The sequence below is a fragment of the Pseudomonas sp. R28(2017) genome (assembly GCF_002112505.1).
Lineage (GTDB): Bacteria > Pseudomonadota > Gammaproteobacteria > Pseudomonadales > Pseudomonadaceae > Aquipseudomonas.
Map to the genome: position 1 here is coordinate 48,692 of NZ_NEHW01000017.1, position 11,239 is coordinate 59,930.

General features: G+C 64.3%; 11 protein-coding genes. 4 read left to right on the plus strand and 7 right to left on the minus strand.

The window, feature by feature from the left end; translation table 11 throughout:
• Positions 1 to 30 precede the first annotated feature (30 nt).
• From CAF78_RS24140 to CAF78_RS24170, 7 genes are all read right to left on the minus strand, one after another.
• On the minus strand, positions 31 to 840 hold the full coding sequence (locus CAF78_RS24140; RefSeq protein ID WP_085678835.1) for a gamma-glutamyl-gamma-aminobutyrate hydrolase family protein: 810 nt from the start codon (positions 838 to 840) through the stop codon (positions 31 to 33).
• Between the two features lie 297 nt (positions 841 to 1,137).
• Complete coding sequence (locus tag CAF78_RS24145; protein WP_085678838.1) at positions 1,138 to 1,920, minus strand: amino acid ABC transporter ATP-binding protein; 783 nt, start codon at positions 1,918 to 1,920, stop codon at positions 1,138 to 1,140.
• Positions 1,921 to 1,942: 22 nt separating this feature from the next.
• A complete protein-coding gene (locus CAF78_RS24150; RefSeq protein WP_085678841.1) occupies positions 1,943 to 3,187 on the minus strand; it encodes an FAD-binding oxidoreductase in 1,245 nt (414 codons plus the stop codon).
• 15 nt (positions 3,188 to 3,202) lie between these two features.
• A complete protein-coding gene (locus CAF78_RS24155) occupies positions 3,203 to 3,913 on the minus strand; it encodes an ABC transporter permease (protein WP_085678844.1) in 711 nt (236 codons plus the stop codon).
• Positions 3,910 to 4,629: an ABC transporter permease gene (locus CAF78_RS24160; protein ID WP_060485113.1), complete on the minus strand. Its 720-nt coding sequence runs from the start codon at positions 4,627 to 4,629 to the stop codon at positions 3,910 to 3,912. The genes CAF78_RS24155 and CAF78_RS24160 overlap by 4 nt, the downstream gene beginning before the upstream one ends.
• 95 nt (positions 4,630 to 4,724) lie before the next feature.
• Positions 4,725 to 5,477: a transporter substrate-binding domain-containing protein gene (locus tag CAF78_RS24165; protein WP_085678847.1), complete on the minus strand. Its 753-nt coding sequence runs from the start codon at positions 5,475 to 5,477 to the stop codon at positions 4,725 to 4,727.
• Positions 5,478 to 5,498: 21 nt separating this feature from the next.
• A complete protein-coding gene (locus tag CAF78_RS24170) occupies positions 5,499 to 6,371 on the minus strand; it encodes a MurR/RpiR family transcriptional regulator (RefSeq protein ID WP_085678850.1) in 873 nt (290 codons plus the stop codon).
• 143 nt (positions 6,372 to 6,514) lie between these two features.
• Here CAF78_RS24170 and CAF78_RS24175 point away from each other — a divergent pair, with 143 nt between their 5' ends.
• From CAF78_RS24175 to tpx, 4 genes are all read left to right on the plus strand, one after another.
• The gene (locus tag CAF78_RS24175; RefSeq protein ID WP_085678853.1) at positions 6,515 to 7,540 is read left to right on the plus strand and encodes an Ldh family oxidoreductase; all 1,026 of its coding nucleotides are present in this window, start codon (positions 6,515 to 6,517) and stop codon (positions 7,538 to 7,540) included.
• A gap of 224 nt (positions 7,541 to 7,764) precedes the next feature.
• Positions 7,765 to 8,961: an amino acid aminotransferase gene (locus CAF78_RS24180; protein WP_085678856.1), complete on the plus strand. Its 1,197-nt coding sequence runs from the start codon at positions 7,765 to 7,767 to the stop codon at positions 8,959 to 8,961.
• A 269-nt stretch (positions 8,962 to 9,230) separates the two neighbouring features.
• On the plus strand, positions 9,231 to 10,511 hold the full coding sequence (locus CAF78_RS24185; RefSeq protein ID WP_085678859.1) for a serine/threonine transporter: 1,281 nt from the start codon (positions 9,231 to 9,233) through the stop codon (positions 10,509 to 10,511).
• 168 nt (positions 10,512 to 10,679) lie between these two features.
• Positions 10,680 to 11,180: a thiol peroxidase gene (gene tpx / locus CAF78_RS24190; RefSeq protein WP_085678862.1), complete on the plus strand. Its 501-nt coding sequence runs from the start codon at positions 10,680 to 10,682 to the stop codon at positions 11,178 to 11,180.
• Positions 11,181 to 11,239: the final 59 nt, after the last annotated feature.

Below are 11,239 nucleotides of genomic sequence, written 5' to 3' on the forward strand. Positions count from 1 at the left end.
GATCAAAGCTAACGAAGCTGAAACCGAGTGTCAGGCGGCCTGTTGGCGCTTGATCTGGCTTTTGCGCACCTGGGCGCGGCAGGCATCGCCAAAGGCCTGGAAGATCTTGATCGAATCGGGGTTCTTCGCCGCTTGCCATTCCGGGTGCCACTGCACGGCAAACAGGAAAGGCGAGATGCTCGGGGCATGGATCGCCTCGACCAAGCCGTCTTCGGCGTGGGCGATCGGCTCGATGCCAGCGCCGAGGTTGCGCAGGCCCTGACCGTGCAGCGAGTTCACACGGATCTCGTCGGTGCCCAGGGTTTCGCGCAGCCAGCTGCCCGGCTTGATCTTCACGCCATGCACCTGGGCGTACTGCACATCGACCGGATCTTCCGGGTTTTCCCGGTGGTCGTTGAAGCCAGGCTCGGCGTAGACCTTCTGGTAGATGTCGCCGCCCAGGGCCACGTTGATTTCCTGCATGCCACGGCAAATGCCGAAGATCGGCAGGCCGCGCTTGAGCGCTGCCTTGACCAGCGGGATGTCGAACAGGTCGCGGTTCTTGTCCTGGCCCTTGCCGGGTGTTTGGTTTTCCTGGCCGTACAGGGTCGGGTCGATGTTGCTGCCGGCACCGGTCAGGTACACGCCGTCGGCCATGTCCAGATAGGTCTCGAGGTCTTCGATGCCACAGCAGGTGGGCACCAGGACCGGGACGCAATCGGCGAAGTCGACCAGCGGGGTGATGTATTTGTGGGTCATGACCTGATAGTCATGGCCTTTGCGCTCTTGGCTGCCCATGGTCATCAGGACGACGGGTTTGCGCAGGGAAGGTTGCTTGTTGCCAATGTTGCTGTTGGACATATGTCACCTTATGACAGGGCTCTGCCTGTCGTTGTTGTGCAGGTGCACGGCACGTGGCCTGGATGTGCTACCTGAAGTCCCGAGCACTGCCGGCTCATCACTGGACGATTCCGGTCGGGGCTTGTAGATAGCTTGCCAGAGCCGTTCGATATGTCAAACGAGCAAAAAGCGGTTCAGGCGCCGAATTACGGGGGCTGAACCCTTGCGAGCCTGAGCCGGCAAGGGTTTGGCAGGGGGTAAGGTCAATTATATTTAACGACGCAGTTGGATCATTGCAGCGCTGCAATGATCGGCCGCTCAGTGCAGTATCTGCGCCAGGAAGGCCTTGGCCCGCGCGGTGCGCGGCTGGTTGAAGAACACCTGGGGCGGGCTGTCCTCGATGATCTGCCCGCCTTCGAGGAACAGCACCCGTTCCGCCACCTGCCGGGCAAAGCCCATCTCATGGGTGACGCAGAGCATGGTCATGCCGGTGCCGGCCAGTTGCACCAGCACGTCCAGCACCTCGGCGACCATCTCTGGGTCGAGCGCCGAGGTCGGCTCGTCGAACAGCATGATGCGCGGCTTCATGCACAGCGCCCGGGCGATCGCCACGCGCTGCTGCTGGCCGCCGGACAACTGGCTGGGGTACTTGTGCGCCTGGCTCTCGATGCCGACCTTGCTCAGGTACAGGCGCGCCCGTTCCTCGGCGTCCTTGCGCGACAGGCCGCGCACGCTGGTGGGGGCGAGCAGGCAGTTGTCGAGCACACTCATGTGCGGGAACAGGTTGAAATGCTGGAACACCATGCCGATCTCGCTGCGCACCTGGGCTGCCTGGCGGGTGTTGGCGGCAAGGTCGGTGCCGGCGACCCGGATGCTGCCTTGCTGGGCGATCTCCAGGCGGTTGATGCAGCGGATCAGCGTCGATTTGCCCGAGCCGGACGGGCCACACAGGACAATGCGCTCGCCTTCGCGCACTTGCAGGTTGATGTCGCGCAGCACATGGAAAGCGCCATAGTGCTTGTTCAGGCCCTCGATGCGGATCAGCTCCGGGCGTGGGTCAGGTTCGGGGGCAAGGCTGGCAACGCTCATGGGGGCGGTCATGTTGTTGTTCTCCCGCTGGGTGTCAGTCGAAACGTGCCGCGCTGTAGGGCGCAGGGTCGGTGAAAGGGCGTTCGCCGGTGAGCAGTTCGGCCACCAGGCGGCCGCTGACCGGGCCGAGGGTGAGGCCGTGGTGGGCATGGCCGAAGTTGAACCATAGGCCTTTGTGCCGGGGCGCCGGGCCGATCACCGGGCGCATGTCGGGCAGGCACGGGCGGCGGCCGAGCCAGGGCTTGTCATCGAGGCGCTCGCCCAGGGCCGGGAACAGCTTGCGTGCCAGGGCTTCACAGCGCTTGAGCTGGATTTCGTTACCCGGCGCGCCGCTGGCGGCGAACTCGATGCCGGTGGTCAGGCGCACGCCGCGGGCCATGGGCGCCAGTACATAGCCGCCCTGGGTGTCGCAGATCGAATGCTGCAGTTGTGCGCCGTCGCGGGTGCCGTAGTGCATGTGGTAGCCACGCTTGATGCCCAGCGGAATGCGGTAGCCCAGGCGCTCGAAGAGGTCGCCCGACTGCGGGCCCAGGCAGGCCACCACCTCGTCGGCGGTAATCGGCCCACGCTGGCTCTCGACCTGCCATTGGCTGCCGGCCTGGCGCAAGCTGCGCGCATCGCCATGCAGGAACTGCCCGCCACGCTGCACGAACAGCGCGGCGTAGCCGCGGGTGAGGGCGCCTGGGTTGCTGACAGTCTTCGGGTCGAGCCAGTGGATGCCGCCGACCACCGCACTGTCGAGCTGATGTTCGCGTGCCTGCAGTTGCCCACGTTCGAGGATTTCGTATTGCAGGCCATAGCGGGCCAGGCCCTTGAGCTCGGCCTTGGCCTGTTCGAACAGCGCCGGGTCGCGATAGACCTCGATCCAGCCTTTGGCCTGGATCAGCCCTTCAAGGCCGGCTGCGTGGATCAGTGCATCGTGTTCCTCGACGCAGCGCTGCACCAGCGGCAGCATGTCGGCCGCCGCCCCGGCCAGGCGGCCGGGCGCCGACTGCTGCCAGTAGCGCAGCAGCCACGGTGCCGCCTTGGGCAGGTGCAGCAGGCTGTAGCGCACGTCTGGCTGGCGGTTCAGGCCATAGCGCAGCAAGGCGCCAAACTGCCGGGGGAAGGCATAGGGGATCACGCTGGAGCGCTCGATCAGCCCGGCATTGCCATGGCTGGTGCCGTTGCCGGGGTCGTCGCGGTCGATCAGGATCACCTGGCGCCCCCGGGCCTGCAGGTGCAGTGCGGTACTGACGCCGACGATGCCGGCGCCGAGAACAAGGGTCTGGCAATGCATGAATGTATCCTTCGTTCAGTTCAGGTGGCGGCCCAGGCGGGCCTCCAGGTGTTTGAGCAAGCGCCGGACCAGTTCGACGATCACCAGGTAGAGCACTGCAGCCCACAGATAGATCTGGAAGTCGAAACTGCGCGAGAACGCCAGTTTGGTCACGCCCATCAGGTCGTAGAGGGTCACCAGCGAAGCGATGGCGCTGGCCTTGATCATCAGGATCAGCTCGTTGCCCAGGGGGCCTATGGCCACCAGCAACGATTGCGGCAGGATCACCTTGAAGAAGGTGGTCGAACGCTTCAGGTTCAGTGCGCGCGCTGCTTCGTACTGGCCTGGCGCCACGGCCATCAGGCTGCCGCGGAAGATCTCGGCCTGGTAGGCGGCGGTGTTCAGGGTGAACGCCAGCAAGGTGCAGAACCAGGCTTCGCGGAAGAACCACCAGAGGCCGACGTCCTGCCAGAAGCCCTTGAGCGAACCCAGGCCGTAGTACAGCAGGAACAGCTGGGCCAGCAGCGGCGAGCCGCGAAAGAAGTAGATGTAGCCGGCCGCCATGCGTTGCAGCACCCTGTGCCGCGACATGCGCGCCAGGGCCAGCAGCAGGCCGAGCACGGCGCCCAGGCTGAAGGAGATCGCCACCAGCTTGGCGGTCACCAGCAGGCCATCGACGAAACGCGGGCCGTAGCGTTCCAGCAGGTCCGGGTCCAGCACCAGGCCCAGCAGTTGTTCGGCACTCATGCGCGTGCTCCTTGCAGGTGGCGGTTGCTGCGCCGCTCGATATAGGCGAATACCCGTCCCGAGGCGGCCGAAAACAGCAGGTAGCCCAGGCAGGCGACGCCATAGAAGAACATCGGCTCCTTGGTCACGCTGACGGCGAGGTTGGTCTGGCGCATCAGGTCGACCAGCGAGATGGTCGACACCAGCGAAGTGTCCTTGAGCAGGGACAGCCAGTTGTTCGACAGGCCCGGCAGGGCGATGCGGGTCAGTTGCGGCAGCACCACCTTGAAGAACCCGGTGCGCTTGCTCAGGCCCAGTGCCGAGCAGGCCTCCAGCTGCCCTTTGGGCAATGTCTTGAACGCGGCCAGCCAGATTTCGCTGGAGAACGCCGCGAATACCAGGCTGAAGGCGATCATCGCGGCCAGGAAGGTGTTGATCAGGAATTCGCCTTCATAACCCATCGCCGCCAGCAGCTTCTGCGCGGCGATCTGGCAGCCGTAATAGATGATCAGCAAGGTCAGCAGCTCGGGCAGGCCGCGGAACACTGTGGAGAAGGTGGTGGCCCAGGCCCGTGGCAGGCGTTTGCGCGAACGCGCCGCCAGGGCCACGGCCAGGCCCAGAGGCAGGCCGATGGGCAGGCAGGCGAGGGCCAGGGAAACGGTAACCAGCGCGCCGGCCAGCAACGCCTGGCCCCAGCCTCCGCTGGCGAAGGACAGCAAGGACAATTGATCGAGCATGACGAACCCCTTGGATGGGCTGCGCGGTTTCTTGTAGGGGCGGCCTCGCCGACGCCTCGGCGAGGCCGCTCAGAAATTGCGCAGTTTTCCGAAGATCAGTTGTAGATATCGAAGGCAAAGTACTTGCTGGCGATCTTCTGGTAGGTGCCGTTGGCAACGATCGCGGCCAGTGCGGTGTTCAGCCGCTGGCGCAGGGCATCGTCGTCCTTGCGCACGGCAATGGCGGCGTCGGCCTTGGTGTCGGCAACGTCGCCGAGGATCTTGCAGCAGGCCTGGCCGTTCTTGTTCATCCACTCGTGCAGCGGGAACTTGTCGGCGATCACCCCGTCCAGGCGGCCGGCGGCGAGGTCGGCGTTGGCCTCGTCCATGGTCGGGTACAGCTTCACGTCGGCGCCGGCCTTGGCGTACACGTCTTCGGCATAGATGGCCTGAGTCGAGGACGACTGGGCGCCGACGGTATAGCCGTCGAAGCGGGTCTGGGCATCGCTGATCTTGCTGTCCTTGGCCACGGCGACAGTCAGCGGGGTGCGGTAGTAGTGGTCGGTGAAGGCGATTTTCTTGCGCCGTTCCTCGGTGTCGATCATCGACGCCACCACGGCATCGTACTTGCGCGCCATCAGCGCCGGGATAATGCCCTCCCAGTCCTGGGCGACCAGGGTGCATTCGACCTTCATCTGTTCGCACAGGGCATGGGTGATGTCGATGTCGAAGCCGTGCAGCTGGTTGTCGGCATCGACATAGTTGAAGGGCGGGTAGGCACCTTCGGTGGCGAAGCGCAGGGTCTCGGCACTGGCGTTACCTGCCAGCAACAGGGCACACGCACCCAGCATAGCCATGGTCTTGTTCATCTCGCACCTCTTGCACTCTTGCTATTGTTGTTTGTTCGCTGGCCACGAGGTGTAGCCGACGAACTCGTTATGTAGAGCGGCAGTTGCTTCCAAGCGTTTTTCAACATCAGGCCCGAGCTTCTTGCAGACCTCGTTGACCATCAGGTGCACCCACGACAGCATGGTCGCGGTGGACTCCCAGAACAGGTTGAATTCGGTGGGGATGCGGAACACTTCGTCGGCATGGGCGTCGGCCCAGTCGCAGAAGGTGTCGGTCACCAGGGTGACCGGGATACCTGCGGCGCGTGCCTTCTGGCACAGCAGCAGGGCATGGCGCGAATAGCGGCGGGCCTCGAACACCACCAGCGTGGTGGCCTCGCTGCGGCCGAGCAGCACGTCGCCGAAATGCCCGGCGCTGCCATCGACCAGTTGCACGCCGTCGCGCAGGTACTGCAGCAGGTGGCTCATGCACATGGCGATGCCACGCTCGGTCTGGAAACCGGCGATGCACACTCGTGGCTTTTCTGCCAGGCGCTGGGCCACGGCGTGCCAGGCGTCGCTCTGGCGGTATTCGTGGACGCGGACCAGGGCTGCCATTTCCAGCTCCAGGCTGCCGGCGTTGTCGCTGACGTCCTCGTTCTGGCGATATTCTTGCAGGCGATCCCCCATCAGCCACGGCCCGTCGCCGAGGTCGCTCTGCAGGTCTTGCTTGAGCGCCTTGAGATGGGCATAACCGAGGGAGCGGCAGAAGCGCCCGACGCTGGATTCGCTGACGCCCAGCTTGGCGGCAATGCTGGCCGAGGTCTGGAACGGCAGTTCGTGCAGGTTGGCGAGCATGTAGCTGGCGATCTTGCGGCCCGAGGCAGCGGCCCCTTGCAGGCTGTTTTCCAGGCGTTGCTTGATCGGTTGGCTCATGCGGCTGCTCCAGGTGAGGCGTGGATTAGAAAATGGCTGTTTTCTGTCATGTCGTCAACAATTGACAGATAGCTGTCACTTATCGGAAAGTTTTTGTCGTTGCACACGCTGTTGCCATTCCAATTCCAAGAAAGGAGCTACAGATGTCCGCACCTTCCACCGGCCCGCTCGTGCGCGTGCCCTTCACCGAACTGCAGGGGCTGTTGCAAGCGATCTTTCAGCGCCACGGCTGCAGCGAAACGGTGGCCACCGTGCTTGCCCACAACTGCACCAGTGCCCAGCGCGATGGCGCCCACAGCCACGGCGTGTTTCGGATCCCCGGTTACGTTTCGACCCTGGCCAGCGGCTGGGTGGATGGGCGTGCCACGCCGCAGGTGACCGATGTGGCGCCAGGCTACGTGCGTGTGGATGCCGCCGGTGGCTTCGCCCAGCCCGCCCTGGCGGCGGCGCGTGGGTTGCTGGTGGAAAAGGCCCGCAGCGCCGGCATTGCCGTGCTGGCGATCCATAACTCGCACCATTTCGCCGCACTGTGGCCCGATGTAGAGCCGTTCGCAGAGGAAGGCCTGGTGGCGCTGAGCGTGGTCAACAGCATGACCTGCGTGGTGCCGCACGGTGCGCGCAAACCGTTGTTCGGCACCAACCCGATCGCCTTCGCCGCGCCGTGCGCGGGGCATGATCCGATCGTCTTCGACATGGCCACCAGCGCCATGGCCCACGGCGACGTGCAGATCGCCGCGCGTGCCGGCCAGGCATTGCCCGAAGGCATGGGCGTGGATGCCCAGGGCCAGCCAACCACCGACCCCAAGGCCATTCTCGAAGGCGGCGCGCTGTTGCCGTTTGGCGGGCACAAGGGCTCGGCACTGTCGATGATGGTCGAGTTGCTGGCAGCGGCGCTGACTGGTGGGCATTTCTCCTGGGAGTTCGACTGGTCAGGGCACCCGGGAGCGAAGACGCCGTGGACCGGGCAATTGATCATCGTCATTGACCCGAGCAAGGCCGAGGGTGAGCGGTTTGCCCAGCGCAGCCGCGAGCTGGTCGAGCACATGCAAGCCGCGGGGCTATCGCGGATGCCGGGCGAGCGGCGTTACCGCGAGCGGGAACAGGCTGAGCGAGAAGGGGTGGCGGTAACTGAGCAAGAGCTGCAAGGCCTGAAAGAATTGCTTGGCTGATCCGGCCTCTTCGCGGGCAAGCCCGCTCCCACAGGTACTGCACAGATCTCAAGGGCTGTGATATCCCTGTGGGAGCGGGCATGCCCGCGAAGAATCCAGCACAAATCCCCAGCTGTGCAAAGTTGCATAGACAACCTTGCACTTATGTGATGTTCCTTGGGCCCGACTCCGGGTATCCTCAGGGCAGTCTTTCCGAACTGTCCTGATCCAAGGAGCTGCACGCTGTGTTCAAACATGTCGATGCCTATGCCGGCGACCCGATCCTCTCGTTGATGGAAACCTTCAAGGCCGACCCGCGCGCCGACAAGGTCAACCTGAGTATCGGCCTGTATTACGATGAGGCCGGTGTGGTGCCGCAGCTGGCGGCGGTCGATGCGGTCGAGAAGCGCATCGCCGGTGTTGACCACGAAGCCTCGCTGTACCTGCCGATGGAAGGCCTGGCCAGCTACCGCCAAGCGATCCAGTCGCTGCTGTTCGGTGCCGACCACCCGGCCGTGACCGGCAAGCGCGTGGCCACCGTGCAGACCGTGGGCGGTTCCGGTGCGCTGAAAGTCGGTGCCGACTTCCTCAAGCGCTACTTCCCGCAGTCGGAAGTCTGGGTCAGCAACCCGACCTGGGACAACCACCGCGCCATCTTCGAAGGTGCTGGGTTCAAGGTGCACACCTACCCGTACTTCGACCAGGCCAGCCGTGGCGTCGACTTCGACGGCATGCTGCAGGCCCTGCAGGCGCTGCCAGCCAACAGCATCGTGCTGCTGCACCCGTGCTGCCACAACCCTACCGGTGCCGACCTCGAGCAGGGCCAGTGGCAACAAGTGGTGGAAGTGGTCAAGGCACGCCAGCTGATCCCATTCCTCGATATCGCCTACCAGGGCTTCGGCGAAGGCCTGGTGGAAGACGCCTACGCCATCCGCGAAATGGCCCGTGCCGGCGTGCCGTGCCTGGTCAGCAACTCGTTCTCCAAGATCTTCTCGCTGTACGGCGAGCGGGTAGGGGGCCTGTCGGTGGTCTGCGACGACGAAGCCACCACCCAGAGCGTGCTCGGCCAGCTCAAGGCCACCGTGCGCCGCAACTACTCCAGCCCGCCCAACTTCGGTGCCCAGCTGGTGGCTGGCGTGCTTGGCGACGCCGAACTCAACGCCCAGTGGGCGGCAGAAGTGGAAGTGATGCGCAAGCGTATCCTCGACATGCGCCAGGCACTGGTCGATGCCCTGGCGGTCCTGCTGCCAGGCCAGGACTTCCAGTTCTTCCTGCGCCAGCGCGGCATGTTCAGCTACACCGGTTTCAGCGTCGAGCAGGTGCGTCGCCTGCGTGACGAGTTCGGTGTGTACCTGATCGACAGCGGCCGGGTGTGCATGTCCGGCCTGCGTCCGGCCAACCTGCAACGGGTTGCCGAAGCCTTCGCTGCCGTACAGAAATAAGGCCGCACGGGGCCGCTATGCGGCCCATCGCCGGCAAGCGCGGCGCCTGCAGGTGTGGGAGCCGGCTTGCCGGCGAAAGGGCTGCACCGCAGCGCCTCCTTTGGCACAACCCGCTTGTAAAGACAAGTGCAACCGCTCCTCGGAAAAGGGCTTCGCAAGTGCAACCTTTCCGTGCACAATCGCGCCCCTCTTCCCCGGTTGAGTTGGGCGAATCGTCTAGTTCGCCATTCTCAGCCTGTTGCAGTCTTGCGAGTGGAGCTTCACCCGGAATGAATGAGCAGGCCCCAAGCGTTGAACAACGCTTTGCAGAATCGACCCCCGCCACCCTCGGCAGCTGGTCGCGTAACGACACCACCTGGATGCTGGGCCTGTTCGGCACAGCCATCGGCGCAGGTACCTTGTTCCTGCCGATCAACGCTGGCCTCGGCGGCTTCTGGCCGTTGCTGATCCTGGCCGCGCTGGCCTTCCCGATGACCTATTTCTCCCACCGTGGCCTGACCCGCTTCGTGCTGTCCGGGCGCAGCGGCGGTGACATCACCGAAGTGGTCGAAGAGCATTTCGGCATCAAGGCCGGTGCGCTGATCACCGTGCTGTACTTCTTCGCGATCTTCCCGATCCTGCTTATCTACAGCGTGGCCCTGACCAACACCGTCAGCAGCTTCCTGGAGCACCAGCTGCACATGGCGCCGCCACCGCGGGCGCTCCTGTCGTTCGTGCTGATCCTCGGCCTGCTGGCGATCGTGCGCTGCGGCGAGCAGGCCACGGTCAAGGTCATGAGCCTGCTGGTGTACCCGTTCATCGTTGCCCTGGGCCTGCTCGGCCTGTACCTCATCCCGCACTGGACCGGCGGCATCCTCGACAGCGCCGCCCAGGTGCCGTCGGGTTCGGCATTCCTGCACACCCTGTGGCTGGCCATTCCGGTGATGGTGTTCTCGTTCAACCATTCGCCGATCATTTCGGCCTTCGCCGTGGACCAGAAGCGCAGCTATGGCGAGCACGCCGATGCGCGCAGTGGCCAGATCCTGCGCCGTGCCCACCTGCTGATGGTGGTGATGGTGCTGTTCTTCGTGTTCAGCTGCGTGCTCACCCTGAGCAGTGCCCAGCTGGCCGAAGCCAAGGCGCAGAACCTGTCGATCCTGTCGTACCTGGCCAACCACTTCAGCAACCCGACCATTGCCTTCGCCGCGCCGCTGATCGCCTTTGTCGCCATTGCCAAGTCGTTCCTGGGCCACTACATCGGCGCCAGTGAAGGCCTCAAGGGCATCATTGCCAAGACCGGCGCACGCCCGGGTGCCAAGGCCCTGGACCGCCTGGTTGCCGCACTGATGCTGGTGGTCTGCTGGATCGTCGCCACCCTCAACCCGAGCATCCTCGGCATGATCGAATCGCTCGGCGGCCCGATCCTCGCCGTGCTGCTGTTCCTGATGCCGATGTACGCCATCCGTCGCGTACCGTCGATGCGCAAGTACAGCGGTGCACTGTCGAACGTGTTCGTGGTGGTGATCGGCCTGGTTGCGCTGACCTCGGTGGTGTACGGCCTGATCAGCTGATTCACTGCCCGCAACAGGAAAAGCCCGGAGGCTTTGTCGCCATCCGGGCTTTTTTTTGTCCACAGGATTTGTCCGGCAATAGAACAATTTCAATGTACCCATAGGCACCCGGCCGCCTTCATGATTAACTCAGTGTCCTTTTCAAAACCCCCGCATAAGGATTTCGTCATGGCTCAAGTCACGCTCAAAGGCAACCCGGTTCAGGTCAACGGCAACCTGCCACAGGCCGGCGCCCAGGCGCCGGCTTTCTCCCTGGTGGGTGAAGGCCTGGCTGACAAGTCGCTGAAGGACTACGCCGGCAAGCGCAAGGTGCTGAACATCTTCCCAAGCGTCGACACCCCGACCTGCGCCACGTCCGTGCGCAAGTTCAACGCCCAGGCCAACGACCTGGCCAACACCGTGGTGCTGTGCATCTCGGCCGACCTGCCATTCGCCCAGGCGCGCTTCTGCGGTGCCGAAGGCCTGGACAACGTGAAGAACCTGTCCACCCTGCGTGGTGCCGAGTTCCTGCAGAACTACGGCGTTGCCATCGCCGACGGCCCGCTGGCCGGCCTGGCTGCCCGTGCCGTGGTGGTACTGGACGAGAACGACAAGGTGCTGCACAGCGAGCTGGTTGGCGAGATCGCCGACGAGCCGAACTACGATGCAGCCCTGGCTGTACTGAAGTAAGGATTGCCTGGGGTAGCACGGGCTGAGGATGCCTGTGCCGGCCCTTTCGCGGGCGCGCC